Below are 15,104 nucleotides of genomic sequence, written 5' to 3'. Positions count from 1 at the left end.
TGCACCCGAAGAGGTCTACTCGACCACGGATGCGTACGAGATCACGCCGCGACGGATCTGGTCGACGACGGAGCGCGCCGTCTTGCGCAGCGGAGTGGCGCCGGCCGCGTCCGCGATCTGCTCGGTCAGGTCGATGAGCTGCTTGACCCAGCGAACGAAGTCACCCGCGGCCAGGTCCGACTCGTAGAGCACCTCCGCCAGCGATGCACCCGACGCCCAGCGGAACGCGGGCCAGCAGAAGTTCAGGTCCATCGACCGCAGGAAGTCGACCCGCATGTCCCGCTCCAGCGCCGACAGATCCCGCCAGATCACACCCATCCGCTCCAGCGCTTCCCGTACGTCGCCACGCGGCAACCGCGGTGACGTCGGCTCGTCCTTCGACCGCGACTCGTAGACCAATGCGGCCAGGCAAGCAGCCAGCTCGGGCACCGTCAGCTCGTCGAAAACTCCTTGCCGCAGGCACTCAGCTGCGACCAGGTCGAGCTCGGTATAGATCCGGGCCAACTTGTCGCCGGCCTCGGTCGTCTTGTCGCCGTCCAGGTAGTGCAGCGCGTCCAGCACCTGGCAGACCCGGTCGAACTGGCGGGCGATCGTATTCGTCCGCTGCTCGATCTTCCGCTGCACGTCCCGGTTCTCCCGGTCGAGCCGGAAGTACCGCTCGGCCCAGCGGGCGTGGTCCTCGCGGTCCGAACAGCCGTGGCACGGGTGCGCGCGCAACTGCGCCCGCATCTCCTGCAGCTCGGGATCGTCCGCATGGCTGATGACGTCCTTGCCGCGAGTCCACGACGGCGGGCCGTCCTCGCCGAGCAGGTCGGTCCGGTTCCGCAGTACCTGGGCCAGCTCGCGGCGCTGCTGCGGGTTGCGCGGGTTGAACTTGCGCGGGATCCGCAGCGAGCCGATCGCCTCGACCGGGGTCGGGAAGTCGACCATCGACAGCTTCCGCACCTGCCGGTCCAGCGTCAGCACGGTCGGCCGCGGACCTTCGCGCTCCGACCGCATGCCCGGGTCGAGCACCAGCGCCCAGCCCGCGCTCCGGCCGGCCGGGATCCGGATGATGTCCCCGGTCTTGAGCTTCTCGATCGACTCCTGCGCCTCGACCCGGCGGTCCAGCTTGCGCCGCTTCGAACCGGAGGACTCCCGGTCACTGATCCGCCGGCGCAGGGCGGCGTACTCGAGGAAGTCGCCGAGGTGGCACTCGATCGACTCCTTGTACCCCTCCAGCGCCTCGGTGTTGCGCTGCACCTGCCGCGCCAGCCCGACCACGGCCTGGTCGGACTGGAACTGCGCGAACGACAGCTCGAGCATGTCCCGCGCCCTGGTCCGCCCGACCTGGCGGACCAGGTTGACGGCCATGTTGTACGACGGGGAGAACGACGACCGCAGCGGATAGGTCCGAGTGCTGGCCAGGCCGGCGACCTCGCGCGGATCGAAACCGGGCTGCCAGAGCACGACCGCGTGCCCCTCGACGTCGATGCCGCGCCGCCCGGCCCGGCCTGTCAGCTGGGTGTACTCCCCCGGCGTGATGTCGACGTGCGCCTCGCCGTTCCACTTGGACAACTTCTCCAGCACGACCGTGCGGGCCGGCATGTTGATGCCCAAGGCAAGCGTCTCGGTGGCGAACACGACCTTGATCAGGCCGCGCGCGAACAGCTCCTCGACGACCTCCTTGAACGCGGCCAGCATGCCCGCGTGGTGCGCCGCGATCCCCCGACTCAGCGCCTCGGCGAAGTCGTGGTACCCGAGCACGCCCAGGTCCTCGTCCGGCAGGTCCGCGGTCCGCTCGGCGACCACCCGCTTGATCTCGTCCCGCTCGGACGGCTTGGTCAGCCGCAGACCGGACCGCAGGCACTGCACGACCGCGTCCTCACAGCCCTTGCGGGAGAAGATGAAGAAGATTGCCGGCAGCAACGCACCGGCGTCCAGCTCCTCGACCACATCCGAGCGGTACGGCGTGAAGTGGGACCGCGACGGCCGTCCCTTCGGCAGATCGCGTCGCCGCCGGGGTTTGCGCGAGTCGTCCCGGAAGATCCGGTTGTCGTCCCGCGCGATCCGGACCAACTGCGGGTTGACCAGGTCCTTGACGTCGGCCTTGACCGGTCCGTTGGCCTTGGCCGGGTTGCCTGATTTGGTAGGGGCACCGACACGTGCGGTCGGCGCCTCGCCGGCGAACAGGTCGTGCAGCCGCTTGCCCACCATCACGTGCTGGAACAGCGGCACCGGCCGCTTCTCCTCCAGCACGACGACGGTGTTGCCGCGGACCGTCTCCAGCCAGTCGCCGAACTCCTCGGCGTTGCTCACGGTCGCCGACAGCGAGACGACCGAGACCGAGTCCGCCAGGTGGATCAGCACCTCTTCCCAGACCGCGCCCCGGGCCCGGTCCGCGAGGTAGTGCACCTCGTCCATCACGACGTACGAAAGGCCGAGCAGCGTCTGCGATCCGGCGTACAGCATGTTCCGGAGGACCTCGGTGGTCATCACCACGATCGGGGCCTCGGAGTTGACCGAGTTGTCGCCGGTGAGCAAGCCGACCTTGTCCGCGCCGTACCGGCTGACCAGGTCGCCGTACTTCTGGTTGCTCAGCGCCTTGATCGGCGTGGTGTAGAAGCACTTCTGGCCGCGCTGCAGGGCCAGGTGGACGGCGAACTCGCCGACCAGCGTCTTCCCGGAGCCGGTAGGCGCGGCGACCAGCACCTGGTGCCCGTCCTCGAGGGCGGCACAAGCGCGCAACTGGAAGTCGTCCAGCTCGAAGTCGTAGAGCCCGCGGAATTCCTTGACGGCGGGGTGCTCTCCATCCGAGCGGAACACGGCGTATCTCTCGGACGGGGTACTCATACACCACAGGCTATGCGACGCCACCTACAAACTTTGTGCCGACCAGCGGATACCAAAGATTGATCCGACGGAAGGATTGCCTTCCTAGAGTCGCAGCGTGACCACTTGTCGTGTTCGAAGCTTGGGTACCTCTTCGACTTCGGTACGACGATGAACCCGGCGCAGACCACGCTGTCGCACCAGATGCTGCAGTACTGGACGAACGCAGGTCAGTCTCAGCCGGCTGCACCACTGCGGGTTTTGGCCGCAGCTAACCGGGTCTTGATGAACGTCGCCGCGTGATCGAGTGCTTCGTCGGCCTCGGGCAGGAGACCGGCGAAGTACTGGTACACGTGCGGTGCCCCGGCGACCACGTCGAGGCTGACGTCCACGTCCTGCTCGGCCGCCCGTGCGACCAACCGGAGCGAGTCGTCGAGCAGGACCTCCGCCGTACCGACCTGGACGAGCAGCGGCGGCAGGCCCTTCAGGTTCGCGAGGACCGGGCTGGCCAGCTCGTTCCTCGGGTCCGCGCCACCCATGTAGTGCTCCGCCGACTCGGCCATGTTGGCGCGACTGAACAGCGGGTCGTCGTCGCCGCGCCCGTCCATACTCGGACTGGTCAGCGCGAGGTCGGTCCAGGGCGACAACAGGACCGCCCCGGCCGGTTGCGGCAGCCCTTCGGCCCTGGCCGCGACCATCGTCGCCACTCCGAGCCCACCACCCGCCGAATCACCAGCGATGACAACGTTCTGGCCACTCTCGACCAGCTCTTTGTACGCCGCCAACGCGTCGTGGACCGCGGCCGGGAAGCGATGCTCAGGCGCCAGCCGATAGTCGAGCGAGATCGCCGGAACGCCACTGCGGCGGGACAGCGGCGCGGCCAGGTTGGCCCCGGTCCGGGCGGACCCGACGACGTACGAACCGCCGTGCAGATAGAGGATGACCCCCTCTGCGTCTGCACCCTTGACGCGCACGTCCAGGGCCGGCACGCCGCCCAGCGTCCGATCCGCGAGCGTCACATCGTCCCCGAGCGGGCGACTCGCGAACAGCTCGTCGAAGCCGGCGCGCTGCTCCTGCGGCGTCCGCCCGAGCTCGGCCTTCTGCATCATGCCGCGAACGGCGGCACGTTCTTCAGCGCTCATGGTTGGGTCTCCTGGTGATAGATTCCGAGGAATATAGTTCTCTCCAACTACATTCCGAGGAATCTAATTCCGTGACTGATCTCACAGCATTGTTCACGGACCTGGTCCGGTTGGAAACCCGGCTCTACAACGTTCTCGACGCCCGGCTGAAGGCGGAGCACGAGCTCCCGCTCGGTCAGTTCGAGTTTCTGAGGTTCATCGAGGCGCACGGCACCACCCGGGTCTTCGACCTGGCCCGGGCGATGGCGATCACCGTCGGCGCGACCAGCAAGGCCGTCGACCGACTCGAGTCCGCCGGCCGAGTACGCCGTACCGCAAACCCCGACGACCGCCGCTCGTCGCTGGTCGCACTCACTCCGGACGGCGAGCACGCGTTGACCGCGGCCAAGCCGACCGTCGAGGCTGAGCTGAACACCTGGGTCGGATCGATCCTCCCAACCGAAGTCCTCGACCAACTAGCCACGAGCCTGTCGATGCTCAGACAGCGCGCGGAGTCCGACTCGCGCACTGACCGCCGCGAGGTGTTCAAGACATGACGCAGCCGGGCTCTCTTTCCTGGTGGTCCGAGAGAGCCCGGCTGCGTGTCCGGTGCTGACTAGCTGATGTGGTACGGGTCGCCGTACACCTTCCAGTCCAGCGGTGTGTTCAGGTTGAGGTTGCCGTTGCGGACGAAGACCCGCTGCGCGGTGTCGACGCGGCTGGTGTCGCTGTGCGCCTCCTCCTGCTTCATCGCCCAGACCCGGGCGTCGAGGAAGGCGTTCAGGTAGGTGGTCTCGTTGCCGCCCTGCGCCGGCGGCTTGGCGTGGGTCAGGGCCCGCTTGCGGATCCCGCCGAAGCTGGTGGAGTCGTTGCCGGGGCCGTGCATGACGATCGCGTCGTAGTAGCAGAACTGGCCCAGCGTGCCGATGCCGTCGGACTTGCCCTGGGCCACCGCCGGGTTGAAGTAGACGCGGTCGCGCTCGTCGTTCTGGCAACCCTGGAAGACGGTGTCCTTGGCGGCGGTCTTCCAGTCCTTGGTGTAGTTCGGGTCGAGGCCGTCGTGCGAGTCGCTGCCGTTCACGTCGCGCAGCGCCGGCAGGTACTTCTGCAGCACGTTGCCCGGCTTGCGGTCGGCGTACAGCTCGACCAGCTCGAGCATGTCGCCGGTGCCGGAGCAGAACCCGATGATGCCGGCTGTGTAGCCACGACCGTCGTCGATGTCCTCGATGTACTTGTACTGCGCCTTCCAGTCCAGCGACGAGTTCTCCGCGCTGCAGACGATCTCCATCGCGATCTCCTTCTTCGCGGGATCGTCCAGACCGGTCGCCTGGACGGCGGCGTCGGCGTGCGGGGCGTAGCGGGAAACGGCGATGCCGGTCGGGACGGCTGCGAGCGACAGTCCGAGCAGCAGTGCGGTCCGGCGGGTGGGGCGATTCTCCATGACTCCTCCGAGGGGCGTCCGAGGAAACTAACTGTTAGGAAGCTTTCCTATCAGAGGGAGAGCGGAAAAGAGAATAGCTCGGACGTTAATGTTTCTCAGCCGAAGACGGTCAGCGCACCGGGCGCGATGCCGATGTCGACCGGGAGCAGTCCGAGCGGCTCACCATCGGCGTACGCCGTGATGCCGGGCGACTCGATCCGGACCGAGCGGCCGCGCAGCGTCCGCACCGCCGGGTGACCCACGTGGGTGCCCTTGGCGAGCTTCGGGAACATCTGCAGCAGGGTCAGCCGGGACACCGGCTGGATGATCGTCACGTCCAGCAGCCCGTCGTCGAGCTCGGCGCCGGCGCAGATCTGCAGTCCCCCGCCGTACATCGGGCCGGTGCCGACCGCGACCAGCATGGCGCTGGTCTCGATCTGGTCGCCGTCGACGGTCACGACGTACTCCAGTGGCTGGAAGGTGCGCAGCTCGGCCAGGGTCGCGACCGTGTAGCGGGCGTTGCCCTTCGGCCAGGTCATCGCGTTGGCGCGCTTGTTGACGAGCGAGTCGAAGCCACCGGCCACGACCGTGGTGATGAACTCGTCCTTCGCGGTGGCGAGGTCGATCGTGCGGGTCCGGCCGGCAATGACGAGGTCGGCTGCGGCGGCCGGGTCCTTCAGCGGTACGCCGAGACCGCGGGCGAAGTCGTTACCGGTGCCGGCCGGGATCACGCCGAACGGCATCCCGGAGTTCGCCAGCGCCTGGGCGCCGAGGTGGATCGTGCCGTCGCCGCCGATCAGCGTGACCGCGTCCGCACCGGACGCGACCACCTCGGTCGAGATCCGCCCGACGTCCTCGGCGCAGGTTGTCTCGTACACGTCGACGGTCAGCCCGGCGTCGGTCAGCCGTTGGCGGACCGCCGGCGCGATCCGGGCACCAAGGCCCCGGCCGGAGGTCGGATTCACCACCAGCGCGATGCGTCTACTCAAAACTCAGTCCGCCAGCAGCTCTTCGTTGTTCCGCGAACGACGCTTGTCGTTGATCCGCGCGATCACTTCGGCGGCGAAGAACAGCAGGCACATCGGGATCGCGAGCAGGCACATCGTGAACGGATCACCGGACGGCGTCGCGACCGCGGCGAACACGAAGATCACCAAGATGATGTACGGCCGGAACTTGGCCAGGGCTTTGGCCGGCACGACGCCGACCATGTTCAGCAGGACGACGACCAGCGGGATCAGGAACGCGATGCCGAACACCAGCATCGTGCGGATCACGAAGTCCAGGTACGTCGGCAGTTCGATCAGGTTCTGGATGTCGAGCGGGGTGAAGCTGATCAGGATCGCGATGCCCTTCGGCAGCGTCCAGTACGCCACCGCCATACCGGTGGCGAACAGCGGGGCCGCGATCGCGGAGAAGATGTACGCCCACTTCCGCTCGTTGCGGTGCAGACCCGGCGCGACGAAGGCCCAGAGCTGGTAGAGCCAGACCGGGCTGGCCAGCACCAGGCCGAAGAGCGCGGAGATCTTGATCCGGAAGGTGAGCGCGTCACCGACACCCGGGAAGGTCAGGATCGGCTCCTTGCCCTGCTGCCGGGCCAGGTCACCGACACTGGTGTGGAACGGCTGGGTGAGGAACTTGAACGCGTCGTTGTACAAGATCCAGCCGAGCACAGTGCACACCACGATCGCGAGCACGGCGATGAGCAACCGGTTACGGAGCTCGACAATGTGCTCACGCAGGGTCATCCGACCCTCGGGGTCTTTCGGGCGGCGGTCCTCTTTGTCCTTCCGTCGCCCGAACTTCACCATCGACACAGGTCGGCGGTTCGGCTCAGTTGGCCGTGTGCGTCGGCGGCAGGCCGTCGCCCGGCGCCTGGCCGTTCACCTGGTTCGGCTGGGCGGCCTGCGGGGCCGGCTGCTGTGCCGGGGGCTGCGAGGCCTCCTGGGACAGCTCGCCGTCCTTCTTCTTCGGGCCGACCTCTTCTTCCCAGATCTTCTTCGACTTGCCGAGCTGCTTCACCAGCGCCGGCAGCTTGGCCGATCCGAACAGCAGCACGACGATCGCGAGGATGACGAGCCACTCTGCGCCTTGGGGCATACCGAGGAGCGGTGCTGCCATGTCGATCTCCCTTTCCAACATCAAACACTGCCAACATCAACTCGGGGCTCGAGTCTGAGTTCGTGGCCGAATACTACGCCGGAGCGTGCGCATCCTCACGGGCCTGTCCGGACCCGGCCTGGGACTGCGCTGCGTCCAGCTTGGACTGGGCGGCGACCAACTCACGCGTCAGTGCCTTGCCCTGGCCCCACAACTTCTTCGCGAGCAGGGCGAGGACGAGCAGCCACACCGCCACCACCGCGAGGAAGAGCAGGAACCAGTACATACCCAGGAGCCTAACCGCTTCCCGGCTATGACCCACGCCTGCGGTGCGTCTCGATGGACAACGCTGCCGGAACGTGATGGTAAAACCGAGTGTCCCGCAGGCGCGGTGCAGCGCGGGGACGCTAACGGATTGGGGTCAGGGATGGTGCGGATCGGGGTCGAGGAGCGGCGGGCACGGCTCGGGCGGCGGCATCGGCTCGGGACCGGCTGCCAGGCGGCCGACCCGGTCGAAGCGGCCGCGTCGATGGTCGCGCTGCACGCCACCGATCCGGCCACGGTCCACCTGAGTGTTGCCGCGAGGGTACCAGGGAGTGACGTTGCGGGCACAGAGCGTGCTCTGTACGACGATCGTTCTTTGATCCGGATGCTGGGCATGCGGCGGACGGTTTTCGTCGTACCCACGCCGTTTGCGCCGGTTGTGCAGGCTGCGTGTACGGATGACATTGCGGTGAAGCAGCGGAGGCTGTTGGTCAAGCACCTGACCGAGGCCGGGGTCGCGGAGGACGCGGAGGCGTGCGGGCAGTGGCTGGCGGCGGTCGAGGAGTCGACGGCGACCGCGCTGGCGTTGCGGGGCTCGGCGACGGCGCAGGAGCTGTCCGCTGACGAGCCACGACTACGGACGCGGCTGAGTATGGCGGTCGGGAAGACGTACGCCGCTCAGCCTTACGTAACGAGCCGCGTGCTGTTCCAGCTGTCCGCTGAGGGACGGATTGTGCGCGGGCGGCCGCTCGGCACGTGGTTGAGCGGCCAGCACCAATGGTCGCCTTCGGTGGACTGGCTGCCCGGTGGGCTCGGTGACAGGCCGGTGGCGGACGAGGCGCGGGTAACGCTCGCGCGGGCCTGGTTGTCGTCGTTCGGTCCGGGTACGGCGGCTGACCTGCAGTGGTGGGCCGGGTGGACGGCTGGCCAGACGAAGAAGGCGCTGGCGGCAGTCGAAGCGGTCGCGGTCGACCTGGACGGACAGGTGGGCTACGTACTGCCTGGCGACGAAGCACCCGAAGTCCCTGTCGAGCCGTGGGTCGCGTTCCTGCCCGGCCTCGACCCGACGCCGATGGGCTGGAAGGAACGCGACTGGTTCCTCGGTCCGCACAAGTCCAAGGTCTTCGACAACACCGGCAACATCGGCCCAACTATCTGGGCGGACGGCCGCATCATCGGCGGCTGGGGCCAACCCGAGTCCGGCGAGGTTCGCTACCAACTCCTCGAAGACGTAGGCAGCGACACCACAGCCCTGGTCGACTCCGAAGCAGCCCGCTGGACCACCTGGCTAGCCGGCGTCCGCGTCACCCCCCGCTTCCGCTCCCCCTTGGAGAAGCAGCTCAGCCAGGGCTAAACGTCGTACGCCGACAGTGCTTCGCGCGCTGTGGCAGCGATTTGGGTGGTGAGGTTGGGGGGATCGAGGACTGTGGCGGCGCCGCCTAGGCGGAGGACCAGGCGTTGGAGCCAGGAGGTGTCGGCGACGCGGAGCTTGACGATCAGGGAGCCCTCGGGGCCTTCTTCGACGGACTCGTTGGGGTAGTACTCGGCTACCCAGCGGGCTGGCGGGGCGAGCCTCAGGGTGGCCAGGAGGTCTCGCTCGGAGGGCTGGAACATGCCGTTCGACAGGTCTCGCGGCGTGGCCTCGGGCGGGGGCTCGCTGGGCAGTTCCAGGAGTTTGACGGCGGCGATGCGGTCCAGGCGGAAGAGGCGGACGTCCTCGGCCAGGCGGCACCAGGCCTCGAGGTAGCTGCGGCCGTCGGACACGACCAGCCGCATCGGGTCCACGTCGCGCTCGGTGGTCTCGTCGCGCGACGGTACGTCGTACGTCAGGTGGAGCCGCCGCTTCGTGGCCAGACCGCGGTTGACGGTCTCGGCGATCTCCGGTGCGGCCGGCTCTACGTGGACGTGTGCGGCAGCACCCTCGCTCGCCGCCGCGGCCTCCCCCGCTGCCTGCTCCAGCTTGGCGATCGCCCGGTCGACCGCGTCCCGGTCCTGACCGCCCGTCACTTCGCGCAGCGTGCGCAGCGCGGTCAGCAGTGCCAGCGCTTCGGCAGCCGCCAGCCGCAGCGGTCGCGCCAGGTAGTCCGCGTTGTTGATGTGGATGACGCCGTCGCCCTCGGCCGCCTCGATGTCGATCTCGATCAGATCGCCCATCTGCGCACCGGGCAGCCCGCAGAACCACAGCACCTTCAGGTCCGCGATGATCTGCTTCGGCCGTACGCCGAACTCCTTGGCCACATCGTCGACCCGCGCACCGTCGTTCTCCCGCAGGTACGGCACCAGGGCGAGCAGCCGCTGCACCTGATCACGCGCGTTACTCATCCGGCCACCGTTCGCAACCGCCAGAGCACTCCGTCCAGCACGTCCCCTGGACCTTCGACCACGGCATCCGGGCCGTACGAAGCGATCTCCTCGGCAAGCACCGACGAGTCGGCGTACGGGACGTGCAACAGGTCCCAGCCGTCCTCGTAGGGCTCGATCGCGTTCGCCCGCCGACGCAGGCTGACACACGACCCGGTCCGCGCCCGCACCTTCGCCTCGGACGTCGGCCGCGGCGGCGCCAGCTCGGTCACGAGCGACCGAAGGTCCGTCCCGACCGGCACCGTGAACGCGGCCGGTTCCCCGATCGTCCGTACGTCGCCACCGATCCGCGACATCCGGAACATCCTGGTTGCCTGACGGTCCCTGTCCCGGCCGACGACGTACCAACGGCCGTGCCAGGAGACGATGCCCCACGGCTCGAGTGTCCGGTTGGTCGGCTCCGACGCGCCACTGCGGACGTGCTGGAACCGGACCGCCTGCCGCGCTACCACAGCCGACCAGAGTGGGTCGAAGGCCGGCTCCGACGCCCCGACGTGCGGCTCGATCGCGCTTAGTGCGGACTGGTCGGTCTGGATCCCGGCCGCCTTCAGCTTCAGCACCGCCGACGTGGTCGCCTCGGACAGACCCGCGTGCTGCCAGACCCGGGCGGCGACGCCGAGCACGGCAGCTTCGTCCGGCTCCAGGTGTACTTCGGGCAGCTCGAAGACGTCCCGGCGGATCCGGTACCCGACCTCGTCGGAGAAGAACTTGTCGATCGTGCCCATCTCGATCGGGATGCCGAGGTCGCGCAGCTCGTCCTTGTCCCGCTCGAACATCTTCTCGAAGGCGTCGTCGGTCTGGCCCGCGTACCCCTCGACGACCTCGCGGATGCGTTCCTTCGTCACATAGGTGCGCGCGACCAGCAGGCAGATGACCACATTGAGCAGTCGCTCACTCTTCCGCGCCGACACCCGACCACCTTACGGCCTCAGGGCGTCAAAACCCGCCTTACCGCACCGAAACTTCGAACACGGGTTCGACGCGCTAAGGTCGCTGCGTGATTCGCTGGCGGGACGGTGTGGTGGCGCAGGTCGGGCGGAGCTGGGCCGGCGCGGTTGAGCTGAGTGTGACGGTCGGTGCGCAGACTGTGCGCGCCCTGGCCTACCCAGACCTGGTTGGTACGCCGGTTGTCGGCGACCGCGTGCTGCTCAACGTCGGCGCGCTGGACCGCGGCCTGGGCACAGGTGGGTACGCGTTGGTGATCGCCGTACCGGACCGGCTGCCGGAGGACCCACCGGAGCGCGGGCACCTGGTGAAAGCCCGGTACACCCCGCTGCAGGCGATGGTGCTCGGTGCGGACGAGCAGGACTCCCCCGACCACGACGTACTACGGGACGCGGACGACCTGTTCGGGACGCCAGTGGTCGTTGCGGATCTGCACTCTGCACTGCCGGCTGTGCTGGCGGGCATTTACGAGGCCCGGCCGACCACGCGGGTCGTTTACGTGATGACGGACGGCGGTGCTTTGCCGCTGGCGTTCTCGCGGAGTGTGGCGACGCTGCGGGACGCTGGTTGGCTTGGCGGCACAGTGACCGTCGGCCAGGCGTACGGCGGGGACCGCGAGGCAGTAACCGTCCACACCGGGTTGTTGACGGCTGTCCAGGTCCTGGCGGCGGAGGTGGTCGTCATTACCCAAGGGCCGGGCAATCTGGGTACGGGAACCCGCTGGGGCTTCTCTGGCGTGCAGTCAGGTGAGGCGGTCAACGCGATCGGCACCCTGGGCGGCCGGGCCGTCGCGTCGCTCCGGATCTCCGAGGCCGACCCGCGACCGCGCCACCGCGGCATCTCGCACCACAGCCTGACCGCGTACGGCCGGGTGGCGCTCCAGCCGGCCGATGTCGTCGTACCGGATCTGCCGGGCGACTTCGGTGACGCCGTACGCGATGCGGCCGAGCCGCTGAAGGCTCGGCACCGGGTGGTGCGCGTCGGCGTGGACGGGTTGTACGACGCGATGCGGGCAGCGCCGGTCAAGCTGTCGACGATGGGGCGCGGTCTGGACGAGGACCGCGCGTACTTCGAGGCTGCGGCCGCGGCGGGCCGGCACGCGGCGGGTCTGGTGGATGTACCACCACCCGGAGTGGGGACGCAGTACTCCTGATCCAGCGGCTCTTCGCGGCCACGCTGGAAGCATGAGAACGATTAGTCGGGTCGAAGCACCGCTGACTGCCCGGTCGGCGACGATGTTGTGGTTGCTGGCGGTGGGCGCCGGGGTCGTGGAGACCGTGGTCCAGGTCGGGCTCGCGCTGGCGAACGACGCCTCGACGTCCGCGATCGCCGGGCAGATAGCAGTTCGCGCGGTGATCTACGGCGCGCTGTTCGTGATCATCGACCGGTACTTCCGGCGCGGCGTGCGCTGGTCGCGCTACCTGCTGGCCGGCGTACTCGGAACAGTCGGCGTGGTCTCGCTCGTCACCGAACCGATCGGCTGGCTGATCGACAACGGCGACTTCACCACGATCGACTGGTCGGTCAGCTTCGTCACCATCGCCGTACTCCGCACCGTGCACCTCACCGCGGTGATCAGCGCGGTGTACTTCACCTTCCACCGCGACACGGCCCGCTGGTTCAACGCCGAAGGCCGGTCTCCCAGGTAAGAGAGACCGGCCTTCGATGCGGAGCTGTGACTACTGGCCCGTCTGCTTCGGGGCCGGGAAGGAGTTCAGGATGTCGATGACGGCGAAGGCGTTGACCGTCTTGCCGGCCTGGTCCTTCGACGCCGGGAGCTCGACCAGGACGCGGCTGCCGACCGGGATACCGGCGAGGCCGTCGAGCGCGCCGGTCTGGCCGGTCGAGCTCGGACCCACCTGGAGCTGGTCGGTCGGGGCGGCGGGCTGCGCCGGGCTCTGCGCCGTGGCGGGCTGGCCCTCCCACGTGCTGGCCTGCTTCTTGCCGGTGTAGTCGTAGACGACGTACCGGCCGATCAGCTGGCTGGCCTTCTCGATCGGCTTGCCCTTGCCGAGTGCGAACACGACCGGCTTGCCCGGCTTCGCCGGCGGCTTGGTGCCGGCCGCGACCGTTACCTTCGGCTCGGCGTTCAGCGCGCCGCTGACGGTGATCTTGGTCGGCGTCGACGGGGTGACCGGGTTCGCGTCCAGCGGGGTGTCGTTGGCGGCCTCGCCGACCAGGTCGACGACGAAGATCAGCGTGTCGTCGCCCTTGATGCCGGCGTCGGTGTTGCCCTGCTCCTTGTAGCCCTTGTCGGACGGGACCGAGAGCAGCACGCGGCTGCCGATCTTCTTGCCGACCAGGCCCTCGTCCCAGCCGCCGATGACGCTGCCGACCCCGATCGGGAACGACGACGGCGCACCGCGGTCGTAGGAGTTGTCGAAGACCTTGCCGTCGCGCCAGATCTGGCCGAGGTAGTTCGCGGTGAGCAGCTCACCCTTCTTCACCTCGGGCCCGTCGCCCTCCTTGAGGACCTCGGTCACCAGCTGCTTCTCCGGGTCACCGTCGCGGTGGGTGACGGTCGGCTTCTGACCGAAGTCGGCGGTCACCTTGACACCGGCGGCCCCGAACTCGGGCTTCTTCTCGGAGCCACAGGCCACCAGGGAGAACCCCAGGGCCGCGACAACGCCCAGACTCAACAACTTGCGCACGAAACCAGCACCTCGAACATCCCGGCGCGGGTCGGCGCCGATCGACTCCGGTCAACAACTCGGCCAACCCTAGCTTGCGGGTTCAAAGGTGAGGCCGGCTGGCTGCGTCACCGTTGAATCACACCACGTACAGTCACGGCGCTCAGAACCCGACGGCGTTGTGCGGCTGGCGATCCGTTCGCAGGAGCGCATCCAGCCGAGACGCTGCACCGGACTGGTGCTCTGCGATCCGTCCGGCGTACGCCAGCTCACTTGCCCGGACACCGCCCAGGTAGAGCGATCCCAGCTCACCGATGCCGAGGCTGACGTCCGCCTGCTGATCGACTGCAGTGCAGGTGGCTCCGTCGGGTCCTGCGTCCAGCCGCCAGCGACCGGAACCGAACAGGTCGTCCGACACGTCCAGCACGAGCGAATCGGTCGCTGCGTACGTGCGGGCCTCCAGAGCACGCGGTACGTCGAGGATCCGCAGCCAAAGGTTGTCCCGGGTGCGCGTGAGCTTCAGCGCCCGCGGATTGGTCAGCATCCACCGCAACGGCTCGTCGACCGGCCGCCGTGCAGCAACGACTCGCTTGGTGAGGTCGAAGTCCAGCAGCAACCCCCACAACGCCCGGTAGGCATCGGACGTCAGCGCTTCAAACGCCTCCACCTGCAGTACGCCGGCCTGCTCCGGATCGGGCGACCAAGGCAACCGGAAGATCGCGGCACCGTCCACCGCACCCGCAGCGTCGCGATGCACCAGGTGATGCGCCGGCCCCGACCCGTCCGCCGGCAACCCACCGGACGCGAGACCGTCCCACTTGCCTGGCAACGGACTGATCTCTCCCACTCGCTCGGCCCGCACCTGCTCATGCAGCACCGGCCAGACCTCCGCCGCGACCGCACCGTCCACCAACTCGAGCTCTCCCGGATCGGTGAACTCGGACCGGAAGGAGACGTCGGTACGGCGAACTTCCCACCGGTGCTGGAACGTCGCGGGCGAGAACCCGTACCGCCCGTAGATCGTCCCCTCGCTCGCACTCAACCCGACCAGGAACTCACCCCGTTCCCGGCAGTCGGTCAGCATCGCGGACATGATCTTCCGCAGCAGTCCACGCCGGCGGTACGTCGGTAGTACTGCCGTGGACGTGACTCCGCCCAGCGCCAACTGACGTCCGCCCGGCACGGTGACCTGCACGGACACGATCGCCGATCCGCCGGCGATCTTGCCGTCCACGAACGCCGCCTGCGGCCGGAACCAGTCCGCTTGCAACTCCTCGGCGTACCGCTGGAGGTCGGTGGCTGCCGGCGGTACCTGCGGTGGCCAGGCGGCCGTACCGGCGTACCAGGCCGACGGCTCGGGCTCCTCCTGCAGAAAGCCGTTCACATACGGCAGGACGCGCAGGTACTCCTGGGACTCAGCCGCGGTGATCGGCCGGATTTCAATTGCCATGC

At 68.3% G+C, this 15,104-nt stretch carries 15 protein-coding genes; 4 read left to right on the top strand and 11 right to left on the bottom strand.

Translation table 11 applies throughout. The annotated features are described in order from the left end of the window. Nucleotides 1-15: 15 nt before the first annotated feature. Together EV650_RS37590 and EV650_RS37585 are read right to left on the bottom strand one after the other, a co-directional pair. The gene (locus EV650_RS37590) at nt 16-2,832 is read right to left on the bottom strand and encodes a DEAD/DEAH box helicase (RefSeq protein ID WP_134124013.1); all 2,817 of its coding nucleotides are present in this window, start codon (nt 2,830-2,832) and stop codon (nt 16-18) included. A gap of 215 nt (nt 2,833-3,047) precedes the next feature. After that, nucleotides 3,048-3,953 (bottom strand): alpha/beta hydrolase, encoded by a 906-nt coding sequence (locus tag EV650_RS37585; protein WP_134124012.1) that lies wholly within the window; start codon nt 3,951-3,953, stop codon nt 3,048-3,050. Between the two features lie 71 nt (nt 3,954-4,024). Between EV650_RS37585 and EV650_RS37580 the strand changes: the two genes are divergently transcribed. Further along, nucleotides 4,025-4,489 carry a MarR family winged helix-turn-helix transcriptional regulator gene (locus EV650_RS37580; RefSeq protein WP_134124011.1) on the top strand — a complete coding sequence of 155 codons (465 nt, stop codon included), beginning with the start codon at nt 4,025-4,027 and terminating at the stop codon, nt 4,487-4,489. A 59-nt stretch (nt 4,490-4,548) separates the two neighbouring features. Here EV650_RS37580 and EV650_RS37575 read toward each other — a convergent pair whose 3' ends face one another. The 5 genes from EV650_RS37575 to EV650_RS37555 form a co-directional block, all read right to left on the bottom strand. Further along, entirely contained in the window at nt 4,549-5,373 is an 825-nt protein-coding gene (locus tag EV650_RS37575) for a chitosanase (protein ID WP_134124010.1), read from the bottom strand. A 95-nt stretch (nt 5,374-5,468) separates the two neighbouring features. Then, the gene (locus tag EV650_RS37570) at nt 5,469-6,341 is read right to left on the bottom strand and encodes a diacylglycerol/lipid kinase family protein (protein WP_134124009.1); all 873 of its coding nucleotides are present in this window, start codon (nt 6,339-6,341) and stop codon (nt 5,469-5,471) included. Between the two features lie 3 nt (nt 6,342-6,344). Beyond that, the gene (tatC, locus tag EV650_RS37565; RefSeq protein WP_238174739.1) at nt 6,345-7,163 is read right to left on the bottom strand and encodes a twin-arginine translocase subunit TatC; all 819 of its coding nucleotides are present in this window, start codon (nt 7,161-7,163) and stop codon (nt 6,345-6,347) included. Between the two features lie 22 nt (nt 7,164-7,185). Continuing rightward, nucleotides 7,186-7,473, bottom strand: coding sequence for a twin-arginine translocase TatA/TatE family subunit (locus EV650_RS37560; RefSeq protein ID WP_134124008.1), 288 nt, complete (start codon nt 7,471-7,473; stop codon nt 7,186-7,188). A 73-nt stretch (nt 7,474-7,546) separates the two neighbouring features. After that, nucleotides 7,547-7,738 (bottom strand): hypothetical protein, encoded by a 192-nt coding sequence (locus tag EV650_RS37555; RefSeq protein ID WP_134124007.1) that lies wholly within the window; start codon nt 7,736-7,738, stop codon nt 7,547-7,549. 141 nt (nt 7,739-7,879) lie between these two features. Between EV650_RS37555 and EV650_RS37550 the strand changes: the two genes are divergently transcribed. Next, nucleotides 7,880-9,070: a winged helix DNA-binding domain-containing protein gene (locus tag EV650_RS37550; protein WP_134124006.1), complete on the top strand. Its 1,191-nt coding sequence runs from the start codon at nt 7,880-7,882 to the stop codon at nt 9,068-9,070. Here the strand turns inward: EV650_RS37550 and EV650_RS37545 are convergent. Both EV650_RS37545 and EV650_RS37540 read right to left on the bottom strand, forming a co-directional pair. Beyond that, nucleotides 9,067-10,038: a helix-turn-helix transcriptional regulator gene (locus EV650_RS37545; protein ID WP_134124005.1), complete on the bottom strand. Its 972-nt coding sequence runs from the start codon at nt 10,036-10,038 to the stop codon at nt 9,067-9,069. The two genes, EV650_RS37550 and EV650_RS37545, sit on opposite strands and share 4 nt — an antisense overlap. Next, nucleotides 10,035-10,988, bottom strand: coding sequence for a helix-turn-helix transcriptional regulator (locus EV650_RS37540; protein WP_134124004.1), 954 nt, complete (start codon nt 10,986-10,988; stop codon nt 10,035-10,037). The genes EV650_RS37545 and EV650_RS37540 overlap by 4 nt, the downstream gene beginning before the upstream one ends. Nucleotides 10,989-11,074: 86 nt before the next feature. Between EV650_RS37540 and EV650_RS37535 the strand changes: the two genes are divergently transcribed. Further along, nucleotides 11,075-12,175 carry a DUF3866 family protein gene (locus EV650_RS37535; RefSeq protein ID WP_134124003.1) on the top strand — a complete coding sequence of 367 codons (1,101 nt, stop codon included), beginning with the start codon at nt 11,075-11,077 and terminating at the stop codon, nt 12,173-12,175. A 31-nt stretch (nt 12,176-12,206) separates the two neighbouring features. After that, entirely contained in the window at nt 12,207-12,671 is a 465-nt protein-coding gene (locus EV650_RS37530) for a hypothetical protein (protein ID WP_134124002.1), read from the top strand. A gap of 30 nt (nt 12,672-12,701) precedes the next feature. Here the strand turns inward: EV650_RS37530 and EV650_RS37525 are convergent, their stop codons facing one another. Next, nucleotides 12,702-13,673 carry an FKBP-type peptidyl-prolyl cis-trans isomerase gene (locus EV650_RS37525; protein ID WP_134124001.1) on the bottom strand — a complete coding sequence of 324 codons (972 nt, stop codon included), beginning with the start codon at nt 13,671-13,673 and terminating at the stop codon, nt 12,702-12,704. Between the two features lie 142 nt (nt 13,674-13,815). After that, nucleotides 13,816-15,102 carry a GNAT family N-acetyltransferase gene (locus tag EV650_RS37520; protein ID WP_134124000.1) on the bottom strand — a complete coding sequence of 429 codons (1,287 nt, stop codon included), beginning with the start codon at nt 15,100-15,102 and terminating at the stop codon, nt 13,816-13,818. Nucleotides 15,103-15,104 lie beyond the last annotated feature (2 nt).

It is taken from the genome of Kribbella kalugense (assembly GCF_004365875.1).
Lineage (GTDB): Bacteria > Actinomycetota > Actinomycetes > Propionibacteriales > Kribbellaceae > Kribbella > Kribbella kalugense.
This window is presented reverse-complemented; position numbering and strand designations above follow the sequence as displayed.